This is a genomic window from Aquimarina latercula DSM 2041, from assembly GCF_000430645.1.
GTDB classification, from domain to species: domain Bacteria; phylum Bacteroidota; class Bacteroidia; order Flavobacteriales; family Flavobacteriaceae; genus Aquimarina; species Aquimarina latercula.
The window spans coordinates 177,201-199,000 of sequence record NZ_KE387186.1; the positions used below are offsets into that span (position 1 = coordinate 177,201).

The window sequence follows — 21,800 nt, forward strand, 5'->3', positions numbered from 1 at the left end:
TTATAATATTTAATTACTACCAAGATGTTTTGATTAGAAGACATATAAACGTGTTAGTTCTTGAAATACTCCTATTCCCTATATTCTGATTTTTATACAATAAATGCATATAATAGGGTAACATTTTCCTTCTAAATGATACATATGTTAAACTCTAATAAATATTTAAATTTTAAAATGTATGAGATTCTCAAAAGTAAATTATTTTTTGTGTGTATTGTTAGGAACGATGTTGTTAAGTTGTTCTCCGGAAGATGGAACTGATGGTGTTCCTGGGTTAAGTAATCTTACAATATTAAATGATGAGCCTAGCGGAGCAAATTGTGAAAATGGAGGGGTTAGAATTGAAAATGGCTTAGACTTAAATTCAAATACAATTCTTGAAACTAACGAGGTGTTAACGACAACTTTCTTGTGTGATGGATTTAATAGTGATTATCAAGATGAAACAAGGTTAGTTTTATTTAGTAACGGATCTGGTGCGTCTGGAACTAGTTCTGTAGAAGGAAGGAAAATGGGTGAAATAATAAAATTTGATAAAAAAAATTGGGAAAATGCGTCTTCAATTTATTATGTAGCTTGGATATATTCGGAAAATTCTAATAATAGTTGTTTTGTAGAATTATTTAATGAAACGGATGGGGAGGTTATAGCTAATAGTGTTCTTACTAACAATAGTACCAATTATCCTGGAATATTAATGATCTCAGAAAATATAATTTCTTCTATTCCTGAAAAAGAAATAGATATATCATTAAGATTGCGTTCAGAAAATGAAGGTACGACTGTGTATATGGGTAGAAAGGCTGAATTAGTTATAAAACGTTAATAACACAAACACTTTTTTTGATCACTATGAAAAATATTATAAAATTAAGTTTCTTATTTATATCTGTTTTAATATTAAGTGGTTGCGAACCAGAGGATGGAGAGAATGGTGTTTCGGGATTAAATTCCTTAACAGTGTTTTCTAAGGAAGATTCTGGCTCAAACTGTCAATATGGAGGTATTAAAATAGAGTTAGGTTTAGATGTCAATTCGAATTTTGTTTTAGAAACAAATGAAATAGAAACAACCAAATTTGTTTGTGGGGGAATTGATGATCCAATTTCAAAAGAAACGAGAATTATACTTCATAATAATAATGGTGGAGCTTCCGGTACTTCTGGTAACTATATAAATACGTATCCAGCCATTATAAAATTTGATAAAAGAAATTGGAGTAAATTAAGATCCGTTGTTTATACAGCGAGTATTAAGTCTGACAACAGTAATAATAGTGCAATTGTTGAATTGTATGATGCTACTAATTTTAGAACGATAAGTAATTCCGTTCTTGCTACAAGAAATACTGAATACGAAAATGTGATTTCTAACAATCTTGTTGAATCATTACCGGAGGAGGAAATAAATATTTATTTAAGATTGAGGTCGGAAAATAATACAGGAGACAATGTTTGGATATCTAATAAGTCTGAACTGATTATAAAACAAGAGAATTAATTATCAAAGAACAGTTTTTGTTTAATAAAACAGTTTTGGACTAGATTATTTAGGGTAGAAGATGAGGTGAATAACGAAAACATCTTTACGGTAGAGATGAAAAGTACTCCTTATGAAGATTGCGAATTGGTAGAAAAAATAATTATAGTTATGCTTCAAAATCAGCATAGATTATGAAGGCTTGTGAAATAAAAAATGCGGTTCCTGTACACTTTTCTCGTAAGTATGATGAAGATGAAATAAAAGAGTTGATAGAACAATTTAATAGATCAAAAAAATAAGTTTTTTTGAGATAAGTTTGAGGTCTTAAATAATTTTACCGTCATATCATTATTCTTTTATAGAATTGTGGATAAAGTGTCTAGTGAAGCTTGATTGACAAAAGAAATTTGATATTTCTATATAATTTAATAATAATAGATATACGGTAAGTTTCTTTTTAATATTGTAACAAATAAAATCGTATGACTACTAATAAGGTGGTGTCTAATTTTAAATATTAAAACGCTATACCTATGACTATTGAGGAAGCATCTAAATTTTTTAAGAACTTGGTTACAGAAACTGACGAAACATCAGAAATAAAGGTGTATAAAAAGTTCATTAGTATTTTATCTCAGTTAGAGAGTAGAGGTTTATCTGAAGACCAATTACGTGCTATAGAAAGTAAATTAGATGCATTTGATATAGATATACCAAGAGAAAACAGGAAAAAATACTACAACAAAAGACTTAGTGAGTTTATAACCTATTTAAAAAAGGAATTTTCTTTGATATCCGAAGGGTATTATATGACGATTGGTATGAGTTTAGGTATGAGTCTTGGAATGAGCTTAGGGATGACTTTTGGAGTAGTTTTCGGTGGTTCTAATGGATTGATCTACGGAATGACTTTTGGAATGACAATAGGTATGTCTTTGGGGTTAGCAATTGGTGCAGCTATGGATGCTAATGCAAAAAAAGAAAACAAAGTGTTAAGTGTCAAATGCAAGTAAAAAAGTATAAAAAATGTCTTTAGATATTTTTAAAAATACTTTTGAGAAGCGTATTAAACTGCATAACTTCGTAGTTAATATCTATAGGTATGGTCAAAAAGATAGCTTATATTACAGATGCTCATATAGATGAAGAATATCCTAAAGGCTTAGGTGTAAATGCCCGAAACAATTGGAAGACAATTTTAGAAGATATTGATTCAAAAAATATTGATGAAGTTATTTATGGTGGTGATATAGGAGAGAAATCATCTAATTCTTGGTTTTTTGATACTTTACAAAAGTATAAAGTATCTATTTCTTTGGGAAATCATGATTACTTTTCCGAGGTAATAGAGTACTACAAAAATGATTTTCTAATAGATTCTAATGAGCTTTTTTATTATAGAGAGGATGATTTTTTTAGGTTTATTTTTTTAGATTCTAGTACCGATGTAGCTAGTGAAAAACAATTAATATGGTTGGAGTCAGCGTTGGTTACTTCAAAAAAAATAGTATTATTTATTCACCATCCTGTTTTACCTATTCCTGCTATTATAGATAAAAAATTCTCTTTAAAAGGAAGAGAGAAGATTCAAACTTTATTAGAAAAAAATCCAAATGAAATTATACTTTTTTCAGGACATTATCATATGGAAGATTATCAAAAGTTTAATAATATAATGCAATATATTACACCAGCAGCATCTTATCAGGTAGAAAAAGATCCGAATGAGATTAAAGTTAATAATAATTCATTTGGATATAGAGTTATTGAGTTACATAAAGATCAATTATTTACTGAGGTAATTACCTTTAAGGTGTAGAATTTTAAACAGATCTTATAAATAGTAGTGTGTATTGTTTAGATAATAAGTGGCTATTACTTTTTTAAAAGTATTTGAATTTTAAGTTCGTTCTAAAAAAAACTTGTTCTTTTCCTTTGTTTGGGTTTCTTTGTGATCTCTTCAATAAAAACATCAAAATTTGTAATGGGATAATGCGTTTTTTTATCTTTTTTGGCAAATGGTAATTCTATGTTTTCTCTGGTATACCCTTTTTCTAACATGTTCCGCCAGAACACAGGGGATAGTAAATTATTTTTACTATCGATATCGACTTCTAAAAACTGTATTTTCTTTTCTTTTAGTTTTTTTATTAATGTATCACATCGATTACAACCTTGATCAGTGTAGATAAAGAGTTTGTAATTAGCTACAGTTCGTGATTGTATTTCTTTCGGTTTTTCTTTTTGCCTTCTAGTATTTATATTTTCTAACTTATCATTAACAATAAGGTTATATGTATAAGATGATTCTTTATCTGTTAAGGGAATTAGTATTAACATTTGTACTTTACTTTTAGCTGGAATGTTCTTAAGAATAGGGCGTTGTGCTCTTCTGCGGTAACCAATAGGATCTATTTTAAGAAAAACGCTTTTATCCGAGTCAGTGTCATTTTGAACATAGATAACACTACGTTTTTTTTGAACGTCTTCTACTAAATAAACTAATTCTTTTTGGCAAAAAGCCGTTGTGGTTTTTAATAATGTAAAAAGAAAGGAAAAGTAAAAAAGGATCTTCAAAACAAGTTTTAGTTTTTATAAAGATAAGTAATTTACTTTTTTAAAAGTAAAAAACAGCCCACTCCTAGTAATAGATACTAACCTCTAAATAAGAAAAAACGATCTTTCATTTTCTCAATTTCAGAATTCTTATTAGTTATGATATAATCAATAGCTTCAGTAGTGAAATGCTGTCCTTTTTCTGTTAAGGAAACGATATCGTCATTAATTTCGATCATATTATTCTTAAGAGCTAAATCTAATACGGATTTAGATTTTACTTTTTGCCAATTGATATGCTCATTAAGGTGTTTTACATGTCGTTCAGTTTCGTCATCTGCATGATTACCAAGATGCAGTAGAAAAGTTAGTAATGAAACTTCGATACGTTGTTGTCTGTGTCGGTAAATAACAGAGAAATACCCTCTATTTGGAGCAAATAAATATACTACTAGAAATAAAATACCAAGTACACTAGTCATGGAGCCAGAAATAGAAGTGTCTAGTCCGTGAGCGACCCAATATCCAACAATGGCGGAAATAACACCAAAAATACAGGCTAGAAGGATCATTTTTTTTAGATCATTGGTTAATAGATAAGCAGTAGCTGCCGGTGCTATCATAAATGCAATTACCAAAATGGCTCCAACCGCATCAAAAGCTCCTACTGTGGTTATAGATGCTATAGTCATTAAACCATAGTGCATTACGATCGGTGATAGTCCTAAGGCAGCGGCAAGGCCGGCATCAAATGTGCTTACTTTTAACTCTTTGAAAAAAGCAAAAAGCAAACCACAAGTTGTTAAAAGGATAGTTCCGATAATCCATAAAGATTTAGGACCCAGATCTATTGTGTTGATAATAAGTCTATCAAAAGGAGCAAAAGCCAACTCTCCTAGTAATACGGCATCTATATCAAGATGTACATCATTGGCATTTTGTGCGATCATTATAACACCGATACTAAATAAAGCAGGAAAAACCAATCCAATAGCGGTATCTTCTTTCACTAAACCAGTTTTTTGAATAAACTCTACTAAAACTACAGTGAGAACTCCGCTTAGCGCAGCGAGTAAAATTAGTAAAGGAGAAGATAGATCATGTGTGATAAAAAAACCAATTACAATTCCTGGTAAGATAGAATGACTAATTGCATCCGTAATTAGAGCCATTTTCCGTAATACTAAAAATGTACCAGGAATAGCACAAGCAATAGCAACAAGACTAGCAATTAATTGTATTTCAATCTGCGCACTACTCATCGTTTACTTGTGTTAGTTGATTGTATAAGTTCGAAGCAGTTTTGTATCCCGAAGAGGTTAGAGACCACATATTTCCTTCGATTTTTACATAATCTTTGTCTTCTAATTTTTGTAAGGATCGTTTGGTAAATCCCTGAAAGTTATTAAGTATTTTGATTGCGTGTGGATGCGAAATATCTTCGTGATCACGGGCAATATTATACATAAATGAAAGGGTTTTATGAAGTTGCAGATCGTTTCTGTTTTTTCTGAAACGTATTTCTCTAAATAGAAGTCCTCTACCAGGAGAAAATATAAAAGAAACTAATACAAATACCGCTGCAACTAAAACGATCACTGGACCTGTAGACAGATTATTATGACTAGCACTTATAGCGGTTCCGATAACTCCGGAAAATGCACCAAAGATAGCAGCAAGAATTACCATAATTGATAGACTGTTGGTCCATTGTCTTGCTGCGGCTGCAGGAGCAAGAATCATAGCGCTCATTAAAACTACGCCTACAGTCTGTAAGCCTAGAACAATTGCAATAACAATAAATGTAGTAATTAGTATATCTAAAAACTTAACATTAAAACCTAATGTTTTGGTATAATCACTATCGAATAGTGATATTTTAAGTTCTTTCCAGAATAATAATAAGACAACAAGACAAACTCCAGTGACTAAAGACATCATCCAGACATCACTTTCTAATAATGTTGCAGCTTGTCCAAAAAGATAATTCTCCAGTCCTGCTTGATTAGCATTCGGGAGTTTTTGGATATAAGTAAGTAATAACATTCCAAAGCCAAAAAATAAAGAAAGAATTAAACCAAGTGCTGTGTCGGATTTAAGGTGTGTTTTTTTTATAATACCTCTTATCCAGAAACTACCAACCAAACCACTGACTAAGGCACCTAGTAAAAAGGCATTACTGTTTTTTGCTCCGATAATTAAGAAAGCTATAGCTATTCCCGGTAATGCGGCGTGGGAAATTGCATCACCCAAAAGACTTTGTTTTCTTAATACGGCAAAACTTCCTAACATGCCACATATAGCTCCCAAAACAGCAGTTCCTAATGTGATTGTACGCAAGGTGTAATCAGTAAAGACAAGCTGTATGTATTCTAGGATATCCATAGTATTATTGTTGGACGCTTACTTTATAATTTATTCCGTATGTTTTCGTAAGATTATCATCGTTAAAAATGTCTTTCACAGGTCCTGTTGCAATTTTTTTTACATTCAAAAATGTAACCCAATCAAAATATTCGGGAACTGTTTGTAAATCATGATGTACTACAATTACTGTTTTTCCAGCTCTTCTAAGTTCTTTCAGGATATTGATAATTGCTTTTTCAGTAGTAGCATCAACCCCTTGAAAAGGTTCATCCATAAAATAGATAGATGCATTCTGGACTAATGCTCTAGCAAGAAAAATGCGTTGTTGTTGTCCGCCAGAAAGCTGACTAATTTGTCTAGATTTAAATGCAAGCATTCCTACCTTTTCTAAAGCTTCGAGCGCTGCCTTTTTTTGTTTTTGCCCTGGTCTTTTAATCCAGCCTAAACTTCCATAAGTTCCCATCATCACCACATCAAGTGCTGTTGTGGGGAAATCCCAATCAACACTTCCTTTTTGAGGGACATAAGCAACTAAAGACCGCTGTTTTTTATAAGGCTTTTTATAGATCTTTACACTTCCTGCTATAGGTTTGATGATATCTAACACAGACTTGATTAGTGTAGATTTTCCGGCACCATTGGGTCCCACAATCGCCATTAAAACTCCTTCAGGGATAGCAAGATCAATATCCCATAGCACGGGTTTGTAATTGTATGCAACTGTTAAGTCATCTATTTGTACAGCTATCTTTTCTTTCATTATTTCAATGCATTTACAATGGTGTTTACATTGTATTCAAACATTCCTATATATGTTCCCTCAATAGTTCCAGGGTTTCCTAAAGCATCAGAATATAAAGTACCGCCAATTATTACTTCGTGGTCTTTAGATTTCACTGCAGCTTGTAACGCTTCAATAGTACGTTTTGGTACTGAGGTTTCAACAAAAATAGCTTTTACTTGGTTTTCTATAATAAAAGCAGCTAACTTCTGAACATCTTGTACGCCAGCTTCCGTGGCAGTAGATAGACCTTGTAAACCAACCACATTAAAGGCGTATTCTTTGCCAAAATAACTAAAAGCATCGTGAGCAGTTACCAATATTCTTTTGTCCTTAGGTAAGGTTTCGATGGTAGTTTTTATGTTGCTTTCTAAAACATTTAATTTTTTTAGATATGATTTCCCATTAGTCTCAAAAACTTCAGCGTTTTTAGGATCTAATTCTTTTAGTTTTTCAATAGTAAATAAAGTTACTTGTTTCCAATTATTTACATTAAACCAGATATGAGGGTCGTAATTAGAAGCAAAATAATCAGATCCAATAAGAATGCTTTTGTCCAAAACTTCGCCAACTGCAATAGTTTTTATATTTTGACTCCCCATTTTCTCAAATACTTCTACTAATTTTCCTTCGAGATGCAGTCCATTATAAAAGATAACATCTGCGTTAACTAATTTGGTAACATCACCTTCACTAGCTTTATATAGGTGTGGGTCAACACCAGATCCCATTAATCCTTCGACAGTTATTAAATCTCCCCCAATATTTTTTACTAAATCGGTTATCATAGTAGTCGTTGTAACTACATTTAATTTTTGATTTACTTTCTTTTCTTCTTTTTTACAAGAAAACAAGGTAATTGTTAATGCTAGAAATATTGCGGTTTTTTTGATCATTTTAAATTTTAATTCAATAGTGGTGTTTTAATTTTAGGCTAAAACTATGTTTAAAAAAGATATCCAAAAAAACTTAATGAGAAGAGGCTATAGTTGGATACCTTATAATTGTATTAGGTTTAGTATTTTTGTTTAATTATAATAGCAAAACTAAAAAAGTTAGCCATGACTAACAAATTAAATTTGAATAATTTAACAAAAAGCGAAGAAGATTATTTAAAAGCTCTTTTTCAGTTATTAGTAGAAGATAATTCTGTAAAGGTTGGAAATAATCAATTAGCGGAATATCTTAAAGTGTCTCCAGCTTCTACTAATAATATGATTAAAAAACTGAAAGCAAAGAATTATGTAGTAAGTGAGAAGTATGGGAAATTAGAGTTAACAGAAGAGGGCAGAGCTATTGCTGTTAGATTGATTAGAAAACATAGGCTTTGGGAAACTTTTTTATATAATTACCTAAACTTTAGTTGGGATGAGGTCCATGAGGTGGCAGAGCAGTTAGAGCATATAAAATCGTACAAACTGATTGATGAGCTAGATCGGTTTATGGATTTCCCAGAAAAAGATCCACACGGAGAACTAATTCCTACTTCAAAAGGTGAGTATAAAGTAGTTCCGAAAATCACACTATCCTCATTAGAAGAAGGTGCTGTGTGCAAGTTGATTGCTGTAAATGATGGTTCTGTTAATTTTTTGAGATTTGTTTCAGAAATAGGATTAGCGTTAAGTAGTGAAATTAAGGTACTCGAAGTACGAGAGTTTGATAAGTCTATTCGAATTCAGTTTAACAATAGTATAGAAACAGTAACTAGAAAATTTGCGGATAATGTATTTGTAAAGGTGTTGTGATTTAATAATAAATGTTAAAAAAAACAAGACTATTGCGGATTGTGGCATATACCTATTATCTTTGAGGCACACAATCAATTTATGGAGCTTACGTTAAAAAGACCGATCTGTTTCTTTGATCTGGAAACAACCGGTATAAATATTTCTAAAGATCGAATCGTGGAAATCTCTATTCTTAAAGTTTTTCCGAATGGAAATAAGGAGAGTAAGACTTGGCTTGTTAATCCAGAGATGCCAATTCCGCCAGAAACTACAGAAGTACACGGGATTACAAATGAAAAAGTAGCTAATGAACCAACTTTTAAACAATTAGCAAGTATAGTTAGTGATATGATAAAGGGTTGTGATCTGGGAGGTTTTAATTCTAACAGGTTTGATATTCCTTTATTGGCAGAAGAATTGTTACGTGCTGATGTAGATTTTGATATGAAAAATACAGTAGCAGTAGATGTTCAGACGATTTTTCATAAAATGGAAAAAAGAACCTTGGCTGCGGCTTATAAGTTTTACTGTGATAAAGATTTAGAAGATGCACATTCTGCTGAGGCTGATACCAATGCAACGTATGAAGTCTTAAAAGCACAGTTAGATAGATATCCAGAATTAGAAAATGACACAAAATTTTTAGCAGAGTTTAGTTCTAGAAAGCAATTTGCGGATTTCGCTGGCTTTATTGCTTATGACAAAGAAGGAAGAGAGATATTTTCTTTTGGAAAGCATAAAGGTAAATTAGTCGAAAAAGTAATGGAAGATGAACCAGGTTATTTTGGTTGGTTGCAGAATGCTGATTTTCCTTTATATACCAAAAAAGTGCTTACAGCTGTAAGACTTCGTAAGTTAAATAATAGTCTTAAGCTATAACTGTTATCACCAATTTTTATGAAGATTATTTGTATTGGGCGCAACTATACGGATCATATAGAAGAATTGGAAAATGAAAAACCAACTGATCCAGTGGTTTTTATGAAACCTGACACTTCAATTCTTTTAAAGAAACAGCCTTTTTTTATTCCTGATTTTTCTAATGATATACATCATGAAGTAGAAATTTTAGTAAAAATTAAAAAATTAGGAAAGTATATTGATAAAAAATTTGCTCATAAATATTATGATAAAATTGGACTTGGGATAGATTTTACAGCAAGAGATTTACAAAGTAAGCTTAAGGCAAAGGGATTGCCTTGGGAAAAATCTAAGGCTTTTGATGGCGCGGCTGTAGTAGGGAAATGGATTGATAAAAATGAGTTTTCTGATGTGAATAATATCAATTTCCGCTTAGAAAAAAACGAAGAAATTGTACAGGAAGGAAATACAAAATTAATGTTGTGGAAAATTGATGAGCTTATAGCCTATGTGTCACAATATTTTACCTTGAAAATTGGAGATATTATTTTTACAGGTACGCCGGCGGGCGTAGGAGCGGTAAAAACAAATGATAACCTGAAAGGCTATATCGAAGAAAAGGAATTTTTTTCAATTAAAGTAAAATAGTCTAAAGTGTTGATAACATTTTCTTTGGACTCATATATTCGAAATAACGTTTTCTTACCGTAAAATTTTCGTCTAAAAAAATAATTGCAGGTAAAGAGAAAGTAGTGTCCTTTCTAGATGCTAATAATGCTGGAATTTCGTGGATTGCATTTCTCGAGGTAGTATAATTCTTGTTTGTGAAAATTGAACCGTCAAAATTAATTGTATCTCTGCTCTCTGCATCCATTTTTACGGCATAATAATCCTTAGATATTTTTTCTATAATCTCTGGTTTGGTATATACAACTCGATCCATTTTCTTACAGTAAACACACCAATCTGCATAAAAATTGATAATTACTTTTTTTGGCTTTACGGCAAGAGAATCATCTAATTGCTCAAAAGTGATCCAATTAATGGTTTTGTTTTCTTGAGCTTCTGTTTTTAAGATTATTATCAAGAAAAAGAACAGTATGATTTTTAAAAATTTCATAACTAATGAAGTTTACCAAATTTTATCCCTATAAAGAATGTTCTAGGAGTTCCAGGACCATAAATATAATCAGAATCCCGAAGTGGTCCGATATCAAAATCATCTTGGTAGCTATTAAATATGTTTTTAATACCTCCGCTAAATGTAATTTGAAAGTTATCCGAAATATCTGAGTGATATTCAAGTTTTAAATTCATATCAAAAAATGAATCTGTATCTACTAGATCTAAAAAACCAGATTCACTTATAACTCTGGGAACTGTCATTCCTCCTGTGTAAGTACCAGTAACATCTATATTAAATCGCTCGCTAGGAATCCAGGATGTATTTAGATAGCCATACGTATTCGGGTTTCTTATGAATTCGTTTACAGCTACATTATTTTCTCCGGGTATACTACCATCTATTTCAAAAAGTATTTGACTTTCATTATAAGATGCTTTTTGAACGGTTCCGCCTAATTGGAATCGCCATTCTTTTGATGGAGATATACCGATTTCAAAATTAGTTCCAAATACCTTCGCTCCTGATCCATTCCTTACTTCTTCAAGAATAGAACCGTTTTCAAGAACTGCACCGGTGCTAACTAAAGTAAAAGGATCTTCAAGACTTGTATAAAATCCTTCAAGTAAAAAGTCTGCTTGAACCTTTTGTATGTTTTTTGTGTAATTTAAAGAAGCTGTAAACGCATTAGAAAATTCTGTATCTAAGTTTTCTGATAAAATGACAAACTGAGGTTCTCCACCAACTGATGAGATGTGCAAATCTTCATTAAACGCTTGTGGGGCTCTAAATCCTCTAGCATACCCTCCTCTAAATTTTAAAGAATTAAGAATGTTGTACGATATAGTTATTCTTGGACTTAGTACAGTTTGTTTTATAGAGACGTCTCGAGAAATTCCGCCTATATTGTATGCGCCATCAACATTTACATAATCGAGTCTAGTTCCTAGAAGTGCTGTGAAATCGTTGTTCGGTTTCCACTCGTACTGAGCGTAAGAACCAATAGTATGAACTTGTTGATCAATTAATCGGTTATATCCTGCAATAATATCTTCGGTATCGCTAATGTTGTACTCCGTTCCTATTGTAATAATATCCTTATTTTTTAAATTTTGAGTGAATTGAAAACCTGTAAGCAAAGCCAAATCCTTGGTAATCCCGTATGAGTTTAGCGCAAGAATACTATCTTGTCTAGTTCTAGAACCACCTAATCCACCATAATAACTATCTCTGTCAGTATATTGACCAGAGGTGTAGATTGATAAGTTGTTTGTTCCTTTTTTGTTTTCTAGTTCGTATGTTAAACCTCCTAAAAAAGTATTGTGATCTAGTTCTTCTGTAATATCCGTAAAATGAGGAGCAAGGTCAAGACGATCTCCTCCACGACGATATTCTTTAATAGTGGTTAGGTCTAATGAAATTTTACTTCGATCATTTGGTTTTAGGAATGTTTTTAGCCCAAAAGTAGTATTTTGTAGCGTTGTTAATTCTGTGAATCCGTCATTATTAGCATCAAACTCTTCTCGGTCTCTATTTAATCCAAATACTGTAATTCCAGACATTAAATCATCACTTACAAGAGATGCGTTGAAGTTTAAAGAGCGATCAGGAATTTCTCCATCTATAAGACCTAGGTATGTTCCTATTTCCCATGTGTTTAGAACTGGATCTTTGGTTATTATATTTATGGTTCCTGCAATAGCATTAGAACCATAAAGGGCGGAACCACCACTTCTTACTACTTCAATACGTTCAACAATGTTGGTAGGTATTTGTTCTAGTCCATAAACACTATTTAGTGCACTAAAAACAGCTCTGCTATTTATTAATACCTGGGTGTAACTACCATCTAATCCATTAAGTCTTACTTGGGTGAATCCACAGTTTTGACAATTGTTTTCGACTCTAACCCCTGGAGAATAGTTCAAACCCTCGGAGATTGATATTGATTGGGTAGCTTCTAGTAGTTTTGGACTTAAAACATTTACAACCACAGGAGCGTTTTTTCGATTTACTCTATTTCTAGTGGCGCTTACTACGACTTGATCTAGATTTAAACGATCTTCTCTAAGAATGAATTTTTTTACTGGATTATTAGTTGTTATTGTAATGTTTTCTGTCAAAGTCTGATGTCCTAAAGAGCTGATTTTTATGTGGTAATCTCCTGTAGGAATATTTTTGATTTCAAAAAAGCCGTCTCCATCCGCAGATGTATATGTATTAAAAGAAGGGTTCGATATTGTTATGTTAGCATAAGGTAATGAAGATTCAGTTGTGTTAATGTTGCCTTTTAGGTTTCCTGTTTGACCTATTAATAAATAAGAGTTTATTATGGTTAAAAAGAATAGAAATGGTTTCATAATTAAATACTATGGCTTCTTTATTAGTTTCGGCAAATTTAAAAAGTTAGTTAAGACTAACAAATTGTTTTAACAAATAATAAAGTATATTTTAGTTTAGTTTAAGTTTATTAAATTTTTTATATTGGGATAACCTATATTTATAGTTATAATAGATCTTTTGAACTCGTTATTTTATAATTTGATTAAAGAATAATCAATGAAATATTTTAGTTTGAAGATTGGAGATGTTATCTTTACAGGAAGACCAATTAGAAGGTTTGCAATAAAAGCACAATATTTATTGATTGGTTTTATAGAAGGATAATAATTTTTTTCAATTATAATTAAGTAAATGAGTAAAAGTTACAGCTTAGAGAGTGTAAATGAATTATCAGGTGGTGATGATGAATTTATAACAGTATTGGTTCAAACGTTTTTAGAAGAAATACCTCCTGATCTTGAAGGTATGGGGCAAGCAGTTAAAGATAACGATCCTAAGACTGCCTATCAATTCGCTCATAAAATGAAACCTAATCTACAATTATTTGGAATTGATCTTTTAAAAGAAATTAAACAAGTTGAAGCTTGGTCAAAATCTGGTATGGATCAATCTGAAATATCTTCTATTCTTGATCATATTACGGCAACTGTTAATGGTGCAATTGAAGACCTGAAAGTTGATTTTCAATAAATATGCTTGCAGAAATAATTACCATAGGAGACGAAATTCTTATTGGACAGATTGTAGATTCTAATTCCGCTTTTATAGGAAAAGAACTTAATAAAATAGGTGTTGATGTTTATCAGATTACTTCTATTCAAGATGATAAGCAACATATTCTCAATGCACTAGAAGAAGCAAAAAACAGAGTGGATATTGTGCTTATTACTGGTGGTTTAGGACCTACTAAGGATGATATTACGAAGCACACTATTTGTGAATTTTTTGATGATGCATTGGTTCAAAATGAAAAGGTTTTACGACATATCGAATCGATTTTCGCAAAGTATATACAAACTCCAATTACTGATATTAATCGAATGCAGGCACTTGTTCCTAGTACTTCTATAGTATTGATGAATCAATATGGGACAGCTCCTGGTATGTGGTTGGAGAAAGATGAGACAGTTTTTGTGTCTATGCCAGGCGTTCCCTTTGAGATGAAAAACCTTATGACGGATGAGGTGTTGCCAAAACTTCAAGAACGATTTGATAGACCATTTATAATTCATAAGACAGTGCTGACTTATGGACTAGGAGAAAGTGCAATTGCTGAAAAAATAGAGGCCTGGGAAGATGATTTACCAGCCTTTATTAAATTGGCTTATTTACCAAATCTAGGAAGAGTTAGATTGCGACTTTCTGCACGTGGAACAAATGAGAAATTGTTAATTGATACCATTGAAGAAAGAATAGTTGATTTAAAGGTTCTTATTGGTGATATTATTGTTGGTTATGAAGAAGATGAATCTATTGAGGTGTTAATTGGTAAAATATTGACCTCTCAAGGACATTTTCTTGCTGTTGCAGAAAGTTGTACAGGAGGTAAAATTGCACAGTCTATTACTTCTTATCCTGGGACATCTTCATTTTTTAAAGGAGGAGCAGTAACGTATGCTACTCAATCCAAAAGTGATATTTTAGGGGTTTCAGAGGAAATAATAAAACAGTTTACTGTTACAAGTAAAGAAGTTGCAGAGGCTATGGCTTTGGGTGCAAAAGATAAATTTAAATCCGATTATGCTATTGCTACAACAGGAAACGCTGGTCCAACAAAAGGAGATGGTGATGTCGAAGTGGGAACAGTTTTTATTGCGATAGCCACACCAGAAAGAGTTTTTTCTAAGAAATTTGTATTTAGCAATAACAGAGAGCGCACTATAGGTAAGGCTGTTAATAAATCTTTTGAGCTTCTTCTTGATGAATTGAGCTAGTTTTGTTAACCATTTAGTAGTTCTTTTGACCATATGATCGCCTCTTCTAAATTACTAAAATTATAAAATGGTTTCTGTGCAAAATGCTTTTCAATTTCAGTGGATTTTTCAGTTAATAGGTTATAAGTAATTACTCCGTATCCTTTAAAATTATCCATATATAAAAATGGACAATCTAAATAATCCGTTGGGATTATAGAGTGAGAATTTATTCTATTGGATATGTATGTGAATGGTTGTCCGTTTCCAAAGTGTTTTTGTACTATAGGGATGAGATCCTGAAGCTTTCCTAATGTAATGGTAACCCCCTCTTTTATTTCTGCAATAATATAGTTGTCATAAATATAGTAAGTACCTAGTTTCAGGTCATATCGTTCTATTAAAGTGTTGTTTGTGTTGATGGTCATAACTTTTGTCTTTTTATTAGTTATGAATCGGTCGAGTTCTTAAGTAGATAATTTCTTTTTAAATGCTGAATTTCAATATTTTATGAAATTTTTGTGAATTTCAAACGTTTTAGTTGTTTAGGATGCTAATCAGCTACTTATAAATTAGATGCTATTGACTTAGATATTGAGGACATTGCTTTTTTGTAAAAAACTTAAGTGTATTTAACTTATGTTACTTTAAAGGTTAATCAAGATCTGATAGTGGTTTAATAAGTTCTTGTGCCCATAACAAAGCTTCATTGAGATCATCAAAAATTTTAGTTTCATTTTCTAGGAAAGACTGTTCAAGAGTTGCTACCTTGGTGTTAATAGCATCATAAGTTACTACACCATACCCAATAAAGTTGGGAAATAATTTAGATGATTTAAAATGTCCAGTAGGAACAAAGGAATATGAATTTTTTCTATTAGAAATATATACAAATGGAGTAGAGGTTCCATAATAAGAATGAATTATCTCAAATAATTCACTGCAATTTTCGAAGGTTAGGGTAACTCCTTCTTTTACTTCAGAAATAATATGATTCTTATAAAAGTAAAATAATCCAATAGCAAGCTCATGCTTGTGAAGAAGCTTTTTGTTAAAATCATGAATCATGTCTAAATAAAATGTTTTCCAATTACCGTTGTAATATACTCATTTTCATAGAAAAGGTCGATTTAACAGCTTTAAAACAATACAGTTTTATGTTTTTAGTTAATTTTTTAAAAATAATTAAATACAATCAGGTGTAATGATGGATTTAATCAACTGTAATTATTTCGTCTACCCAAAGTACCGCTTCCTTTAGATTGTCAAATATTTTGGTTGGAACATCAAGAAAGGATTGTTCTAAAGAAGCTATTTTGTTATTAATTGCATTGTAAGTTACGACACCATATCCTTTTAAATTTGGGAATAACTTCCCGGATTTGAAATGAGTAGTGGGTTCAAAAGAGTAAGAATTGATTCTATTCGTAATGTATACAAAAGGGGTGCTGATTCCATAATACTCCTTTGCTAACAAAAATAATTTATTTGCTTTGTCATAATTTATGGAAGCTCCCTCTTTCATTTCAGAAACTAAGTAATTTTTATAAAAATGAAAAGACCCTATATCAAGCTCATGTGTACGAATGAAATTATTATTGTTGTCCGGTAGCATCGCATTATTTTTTTCTAATATACAATTTAGACGGTATATAATGGTAATAAATAATAAGGTATTTTATGTTTTCCTTAACAGTATTTGGAGTTTGATTTTTTGATCTAAACTTTAGTACAAAAAAAGCGGATCCTAAGATCCGCTTGTTTACTACTCAATTACCCCATATCAAGTAGTTAGTTACAGTTATGAAAACTAACTGGTGTAAAATTAATTCTAATCTTTGATTTACTATACAGGTATAAATACGTGTTTTTAAATAGAAAGTGTTGATGTAGTTAAAAACTAATAGCGGTATCTTTGTATTACCTGATTATAAGGTGCTTTTTTACATTAACCTCTTTAATAGTAGCGTTGTAATACTTTAAATGAGTTTTTTTTGAAAAAACAGAAAAAATTACAAAACTATTATTGGTGGTTCGGTAAATAATTCGTTAATTTGCACCCTGTTTTGAAATAATACCAAAATTAAGAAGAGATGTCAAGAGTTTGCGAGCTTACAGGTAAAAAAGCGATGGTGGGAAATAACGTTTCTCATGCGATGAATAAAACAAAACGTAAATTCAACGCGAATTTAATAAAAAAGCGTTTTTATATTCCTGATGAAGATCGTTGGGTAACACTTAAGGTGTCTACTGCAGCGTTAAAAAATATAAATAAAAACGGTATTGCTGCTGTTTTAAAAGAAGCAAAAGCTAAAGGTTTCTTAACAAAATAATTCAGCTTCTAAAAAGATACTATAATGGCAAAGAAAGGTAATAGAGTTCAGGTAATCTTAGAATGTACAGAGCATAAAGCTTCTGGTAAACCAGGTACATCAAGATATATTACAACGAAAAACAAAAAGAACACTCCTGATAGAATGGAAATAAAGAAATTTAATCCTATTCTTAAAAAAATGACTGTTCATAAAGAAATAAAATAAGACAATGGCAAAGAAATCAGTAGCATCGTTACAGACAGGATCAAAGAGATTGACCAAAGCTATTAAGATGGTTAAATCTCCAAAAACGGGAGCATATACTTTTGTAGAGTCTATTATGCAGCCTGATGCAGTAAATGACTTTTTTAAGAAAAAGTAATTCGTAAGAAAATATTTTAAAAAGAAGCCGTTTCAATTTTATTGGAATGGCTCTTTCTTTTTATATTTATACGATTTTATGGATATATCCATATTTAACTTATTAGCATTCTGAATATAACACATGAGTTTGTTTAAAAAAATATTCTCTTCTGAGAAAAAAGAAACCCTAGATAAAGGGTTAGAGAAATCTAAAACCACCTTTTTTTCTAAATTAAGTAAGGCAGTTGCCGGTAAATCTAAGGTAGATGATGATGTATTAGATAACCTTGAAGAAGTTTTGGTTACTAGTGATGTGGGAGTGAAAACTACCATAAAAGTTATAGAAAGAATAGAAAACCGCGTAGCAAAGGATAAATATTTGGGGACAGAAGAATTAAATCAAATTCTTAGAGAAGAGATTGCAGGTTTACTTTCTGAAACTAATTCAGGAGAAGCTACGGATTTTGAGATTCCAGCAAATAAAAAACCATATGTTTTAATGGTGGTAGGCGTAAATGGTGTTGGAAAAACTACTACTATAGGTAAATTGGCTTATCAGTTTAATAAAAAAGGTTTAAAGGTGGTTTTAGGCGCAGCTGACACGTTTAGAGCGGCCGCAATCGACCAGTTGCAAGTTTGGGCGGATAGAGTAGATGTTCCTATTGTAAAGCAAGATATGGGTAGTGACCCAGCATCTGTTGCCTTTGATACGTTAGAGTCTGGAGTAAATCAAGATGCAGATGTGATTATTATAGATACAGCCGGTAGATTACATAATAAAGTAAACTTGATGAATGAATTAACCAAAGTAAAGCGAGTGATGCAGAAAGTAGTAGGAGATGCTCCTCATGATGTTTTATTAGTTTTAGATGGTTCTACTGGTCAAAATGCATTTGAGCAAGCAAAACAATTTACAGCTGCTACAGAAGTAACTTCATTAGCTGTAACTAAATTGGATGGAACGGCAAAAGGAGGAGTGGTTATTGGAATTAGTGATCAATTTCAGATTCCTGTAAAATATATTGGTGTAGGAGAAGGGATTGAAGATCTTCAGGTATTTAATAAATACGAATTTGTAGACTCCTTTTTTAAGTAGTAAATACTGTTACCGAATAGTTAAAAAGGTGTTATGCTATAAGCATAGCACCTTTTTTTTATATTTTCATTCTTGAAAATACCTTGATAATCTTCGTTCAATGAAGAAAGTACTATATTTTTTAATATCGGTTTTAATTTTTATTTCTTGTAAAAAAGAAAAAGAGAAATCGCAAAAAGAGTTGCAACCTAAAGTAATTTGGGAGTCTTATGATGAATCTGAAGATTTAAAAGCAACACTAGATTTAGAGCAATCAAGAATGCATTTAAAACTTGTAAACTCTAAAGTTTTAGATAAAAATAAGATTTGGAAATCGTTAGAGTCTGAATTGGATTATTTTTCTGAAGAAGATTATAATACATTAAAACCTCTCATTTTAGAAAAGGATATTCCTTCTTTGCAAACAAGTATAAAACAAGGAGAGCTTACCTATGAGAAATTGGTGCTTTTTTATTTGTATCGCATTAGAAAATATGAAAGTGACAACTCACTTTCTTTAAATGCGTTGATATCTTTAAACCCAAAAGTAGTAGAACAGGCAAGAGTGTTGGATAAAGTTGATAAAAATATCATCGATATTAATTCAGTTTTTGGAATGCCAATCATACTAAAAGATAATATTGGTGCTAACAATATGTATACAACTGCGGGTGCTATAGCGTTGCAAAAGAATAAGACAAAAAATGCTTTTATAACGAAACGTTTATTAGATCACAATGCATTAATTTTAGGTAAAGCAAACCTTAGCGAGTGGGCATATTTTCTTTGTATTGGCTGCCCTGTTGGATATAGTGCGATAGGAGGTCAAACTCTTAACCCATATGGTAGAATGGTTTTCGAAAGCGGAGGATCTAGTTCTGGTAGTGGTGCCGTTGTTGCTGCGAATTTTTGTGTAGCAGCTATTGGGACAGAAACAAGTGGTTCTATATTGTCTCCCTCGAGTCAGAACTCTGTAGTAGGATTAAAACCTACTATTGGAGTTTTTAGTAGAAGTGGAATTGTACCTATTTCCAGTACGTTAGATACTCCAGGGCCTATGACAAAATCAGTGATTGATAACGCAATTTTATATAATGCATTTTTGGGTAAGGATACTTCAGATAGTGCCTCTGTTCAGGTAAAAACAGTTTCATTATCCGAAATTACAAATACCAACTTAGTAGGAAAAAAGTTTGGCGTCTTGAAAGCATATCTTAAAGATTCACTCTATGCCGGAGCGGTGAAAAATATTAAAAATTCAGGAGCAGAAATATTTGAGTTAGAGCCTAAAAATACTGATCTTCCTGGTTTTTTGACAATTTTAAATATCGATATGAAACACGATCTCCCTCAATATATAGCTAATTATGCAAGTGATAGTATCGCCATAAAAACTATTGAAGATATTATTACATTTAATCAGCAAGACTCATTGATAAGAATGCCATACGGTCAAGCATTGTTAGAAGGAATAATGAGTGATAGTACGACAACAAAAGAATTGAAAACGATCAAGGAAAATTTAAAGAGTGTGTCTAGAAATTATTTTGATACTCATCTAGATAAACATAATTTGGATGCTATTTTATCCATAAATAATTATCACGCTGGATACGCTGCTGTTGCCAAATATCCAGCCGTAACAGTTCCGATGGGCTATACGGATAAAGGAGAACCTAAGAGTTTAACTTTTATTGCAAAGTCATTTTCTGAAAATAAATTGTTAGCATTGGCATTTGCTTATGAACGAATTTCAAAAGAACGTCGAGCACCATTAAAGTATAATTAATTAATCAGTTCATTAATTTTAATCCATAGATCATTATCGAAACTTGATGGCCCTAATAATGATTCTCCAGAATCATTTCCCATTCTTACAATTACCAAATTCTGACTAGGAACTACATATAGTTTTTGATCATCTTTACCTAAACCTGCAATAAGGTCATCGGGTGCATCTGGTATTAATTCTCCTGGGAATTGATTTTCGAAAGCTGGAGCTCTAAAACTTGATTTACCATTCAACCACCATAAATATCCATAAGATTCATTAAGATTTTGAGAAGTAGTGGTCATTTCGGTAAAATAGCTTTGATCAGTAAGGATCTGGTTGTCACCCCAAGTTCCTTTGTTAAGGTTTAACAGACCAAATCGAGCCATGCTTCTTGCTGTACTGTAGTATATATGAGCAAAACCTAGACGAATCCAGCTGCCATTCATTCCAATTTTATTTTTCACCGAGATGTTAAAGTAGGTGTTATAGTCTGTATTTGTAGCTTGAGCTATGATATCAGTAAGAAGGGTATATGTTGCATTATGATAATACCAGAAATTACCTGGTTGATTAAGGTATGTTAAACATTCAAAATCAGTACAGTTTTGATTAGAAACAGTATAATCTAAACCAGTTGTCATGGTTAGGTGATTTTTTATCGTAATAGACTGTTCCTGAGAAGCGGTTAGATTTGCCCATTGAGTTCCTAAATATGTGTTAGAAGGTTCATTAATACTTAATAAATCGTCTTGTTGTGCAACTCCGATTGTAAATGCAGTCAATGTTTTTCCGGCCGAGTACCAAGGATTATTATCTGAGGATGCGGCTCCATTAAAGTATTTTTCGATTACAATTTTTCCGTTTTTAAGAATTATAAATGCTTTAGTGTTTTTTTCTTCAAGAAAATCATAAAGAGGTTGTTCTGCATTGATATTCCATTCTAAATCTAGAATTGAAGTATTTTCCCATTCTTCAGAGTTAATAGGTGGAAAATATAACTCATCTTGATTTGGATTTGGTTCTTCGGAAATTACTTCTTCGGTTTCATCAGAACAAGAAAGCATAGTGATTAATAAAAGGAATAGAAAGGGAATCGTTTTAGTTTTCATAGTTGGGG

General features: G+C 31.7%; 25 protein-coding genes. 14 read left to right on the top strand and 11 right to left on the bottom strand.

Annotation, left to right across the window (positions count from 1 at the left end; translation table 11 throughout):
• Window positions 1–181 precede the first annotated feature (181 nt).
• The 4 genes from H526_RS0125310 to H526_RS0125330 all read left to right on the top strand — a co-directional run bounded on the left by H526_RS0125310 (window position 182) and on the right by H526_RS0125330 (window position 3,304).
• Complete coding sequence (locus H526_RS0125310; RefSeq protein ID WP_147404174.1) at window positions 182–829, top strand: DUF7151 family protein; 648 nt, start codon at window positions 182–184, stop codon at window positions 827–829.
• Window positions 830–855: 26 nt separating this feature from the next.
• The gene (locus tag H526_RS0125315) at window positions 856–1,503 is read left to right on the top strand and encodes a DUF7151 family protein (protein WP_027395504.1); all 648 of its coding nucleotides are present in this window, start codon (window positions 856–858) and stop codon (window positions 1,501–1,503) included.
• Window positions 1,504–2,018: 515 nt separating this feature from the next.
• Window positions 2,019–2,498: a hypothetical protein gene (locus H526_RS0125325; RefSeq protein WP_027395505.1), complete on the top strand. Its 480-nt coding sequence runs from the start codon at window positions 2,019–2,021 to the stop codon at window positions 2,496–2,498.
• A gap of 89 nt (window positions 2,499–2,587) precedes the next feature.
• On the top strand, window positions 2,588–3,304 hold the full coding sequence (locus tag H526_RS0125330; RefSeq protein ID WP_035086678.1) for a metallophosphoesterase family protein: 717 nt from the start codon (window positions 2,588–2,590) through the stop codon (window positions 3,302–3,304).
• Window positions 3,305–3,396: 92 nt separating this feature from the next.
• Here H526_RS0125330 and H526_RS0125335 read toward each other — a convergent pair whose 3' ends face one another.
• The 5 genes from H526_RS0125335 to H526_RS0125355 all read right to left on the bottom strand — a co-directional run bounded on the left by H526_RS0125335 (window position 3,397) and on the right by H526_RS0125355 (window position 8,085).
• Window positions 3,397–4,062 (bottom strand): hypothetical protein, encoded by a 666-nt coding sequence (locus H526_RS0125335; RefSeq protein ID WP_027395507.1) that lies wholly within the window; start codon window positions 4,060–4,062, stop codon window positions 3,397–3,399.
• Window positions 4,063–4,139: 77 nt separating this feature from the next.
• On the bottom strand, window positions 4,140–5,303 hold the full coding sequence (locus H526_RS0125340; protein WP_027395508.1) for a metal ABC transporter permease: 1,164 nt from the start codon (window positions 5,301–5,303) through the stop codon (window positions 4,140–4,142).
• Window positions 5,296–6,426 (bottom strand): metal ABC transporter permease, encoded by a 1,131-nt coding sequence (locus H526_RS0125345; protein WP_027395509.1) that lies wholly within the window; start codon window positions 6,424–6,426, stop codon window positions 5,296–5,298. Before H526_RS0125345 ends, H526_RS0125340 begins: the two co-directional genes overlap by 8 nt.
• Window positions 6,427–6,430: 4 nt before the next feature.
• The gene (locus H526_RS0125350; RefSeq protein WP_027395510.1) at window positions 6,431–7,168 is read right to left on the bottom strand and encodes a metal ABC transporter ATP-binding protein; all 738 of its coding nucleotides are present in this window, start codon (window positions 7,166–7,168) and stop codon (window positions 6,431–6,433) included.
• Complete coding sequence (locus tag H526_RS0125355; protein WP_035086680.1) at window positions 7,168–8,085, bottom strand: metal ABC transporter solute-binding protein, Zn/Mn family; 918 nt, start codon at window positions 8,083–8,085, stop codon at window positions 7,168–7,170. The genes H526_RS0125350 and H526_RS0125355 overlap by 1 nt, the downstream gene beginning before the upstream one ends.
• A 165-nt stretch (window positions 8,086–8,250) precedes the next feature.
• On the opposite strand from H526_RS0125355, the gene H526_RS0125360 reads away from it, so the two are divergent.
• From H526_RS0125360 to H526_RS0125370, 3 genes are all read left to right on the top strand, one after another.
• Window positions 8,251–8,934, top strand: coding sequence for a metal-dependent transcriptional regulator (locus tag H526_RS0125360; RefSeq protein ID WP_027395512.1), 684 nt, complete (start codon window positions 8,251–8,253; stop codon window positions 8,932–8,934).
• Between the two features lie 81 nt (window positions 8,935–9,015).
• Window positions 9,016–9,795, top strand: a complete 780-nt coding sequence (locus H526_RS0125365) for a 3'-5' exonuclease (RefSeq protein WP_027395513.1) — start codon at window positions 9,016–9,018, stop codon at window positions 9,793–9,795.
• Between the two features lie 18 nt (window positions 9,796–9,813).
• Window positions 9,814–10,425 carry a fumarylacetoacetate hydrolase family protein gene (locus H526_RS0125370; RefSeq protein ID WP_027395514.1) on the top strand — a complete coding sequence of 204 codons (612 nt, stop codon included), beginning with the start codon at window positions 9,814–9,816 and terminating at the stop codon, window positions 10,423–10,425.
• Between the two features lies 1 nt (window position 10,426).
• Here the strand turns inward: H526_RS0125370 and H526_RS0125375 are convergent, their stop codons facing one another.
• Window positions 10,427–10,897, bottom strand: a complete 471-nt coding sequence (locus H526_RS0125375) for a thioredoxin family protein (protein WP_027395515.1) — start codon at window positions 10,895–10,897, stop codon at window positions 10,427–10,429.
• 2 nt (window positions 10,898–10,899) lie between these two features.
• Window positions 10,900–13,260, bottom strand: a complete 2,361-nt coding sequence (locus H526_RS0125380) for a TonB-dependent receptor (RefSeq protein ID WP_027395516.1) — start codon at window positions 13,258–13,260, stop codon at window positions 10,900–10,902.
• A 334-nt stretch (window positions 13,261–13,594) separates the two neighbouring features.
• On the opposite strand from H526_RS0125380, the gene H526_RS0125390 reads away from it, so the two are divergent.
• Entirely contained in the window at window positions 13,595–13,933 is a 339-nt protein-coding gene (locus H526_RS0125390; RefSeq protein WP_027395517.1) for an Hpt domain-containing protein, read from the top strand.
• 2 nt (window positions 13,934–13,935) lie between these two features.
• On the top strand, window positions 13,936–15,177 hold the full coding sequence (locus tag H526_RS0125395; protein ID WP_027395518.1) for a competence/damage-inducible protein A: 1,242 nt from the start codon (window positions 13,936–13,938) through the stop codon (window positions 15,175–15,177).
• Between the two features lie 5 nt (window positions 15,178–15,182).
• On the opposite strand, the gene H526_RS31305 is transcribed toward H526_RS0125395, so the two are convergent.
• The 3 genes from H526_RS31305 to H526_RS0125410 all read right to left on the bottom strand — a co-directional run bounded on the left by H526_RS31305 (window position 15,183) and on the right by H526_RS0125410 (window position 16,771).
• Window positions 15,183–15,584, bottom strand: a complete 402-nt coding sequence (locus H526_RS31305) for a hypothetical protein (protein WP_051336355.1) — start codon at window positions 15,582–15,584, stop codon at window positions 15,183–15,185.
• A 226-nt stretch (window positions 15,585–15,810) separates the two neighbouring features.
• On the bottom strand, window positions 15,811–16,224 hold the full coding sequence (locus H526_RS0125405; protein WP_027395519.1) for a hypothetical protein: 414 nt from the start codon (window positions 16,222–16,224) through the stop codon (window positions 15,811–15,813).
• A 145-nt stretch (window positions 16,225–16,369) separates the two neighbouring features.
• The gene (locus tag H526_RS0125410) at window positions 16,370–16,771 is read right to left on the bottom strand and encodes a hypothetical protein (protein WP_051336356.1); all 402 of its coding nucleotides are present in this window, start codon (window positions 16,769–16,771) and stop codon (window positions 16,370–16,372) included.
• 478 nt (window positions 16,772–17,249) lie between these two features.
• Between H526_RS0125410 and rpmB the strand changes: the two genes are divergently transcribed.
• From rpmB to H526_RS0125435, 5 genes are all read left to right on the top strand, one after another.
• Window positions 17,250–17,489, top strand: a complete 240-nt coding sequence (gene rpmB, locus H526_RS0125415; RefSeq protein ID WP_027395521.1) for a 50S ribosomal protein L28 — start codon at window positions 17,250–17,252, stop codon at window positions 17,487–17,489.
• A gap of 24 nt (window positions 17,490–17,513) precedes the next feature.
• Window positions 17,514–17,696, top strand: coding sequence for a 50S ribosomal protein L33 (rpmG, locus tag H526_RS0125420; protein WP_027395522.1), 183 nt, complete (start codon window positions 17,514–17,516; stop codon window positions 17,694–17,696).
• A gap of 4 nt (window positions 17,697–17,700) precedes the next feature.
• On the top strand, window positions 17,701–17,853 hold the full coding sequence (locus H526_RS31575; RefSeq protein ID WP_081415706.1) for a DUF4295 domain-containing protein: 153 nt from the start codon (window positions 17,701–17,703) through the stop codon (window positions 17,851–17,853).
• Between the two features lie 123 nt (window positions 17,854–17,976).
• Complete coding sequence (gene ftsY / locus H526_RS0125430) at window positions 17,977–18,930, top strand: signal recognition particle-docking protein FtsY (protein WP_027395523.1); 954 nt, start codon at window positions 17,977–17,979, stop codon at window positions 18,928–18,930.
• 100 nt (window positions 18,931–19,030) lie between these two features.
• Window positions 19,031–20,698 carry an amidase family protein gene (locus H526_RS0125435; protein ID WP_027395524.1) on the top strand — a complete coding sequence of 556 codons (1,668 nt, stop codon included), beginning with the start codon at window positions 19,031–19,033 and terminating at the stop codon, window positions 20,696–20,698.
• Here H526_RS0125435 and H526_RS0125440 read toward each other — a convergent pair.
• Window positions 20,695–21,792 carry a serine hydrolase domain-containing protein gene (locus H526_RS0125440; RefSeq protein WP_027395525.1) on the bottom strand — a complete coding sequence of 366 codons (1,098 nt, stop codon included), beginning with the start codon at window positions 21,790–21,792 and terminating at the stop codon, window positions 20,695–20,697. The genes H526_RS0125435 and H526_RS0125440 overlap by 4 nt on opposite strands.
• Between the last annotated feature and the right edge of the window lie 8 nt (window positions 21,793–21,800).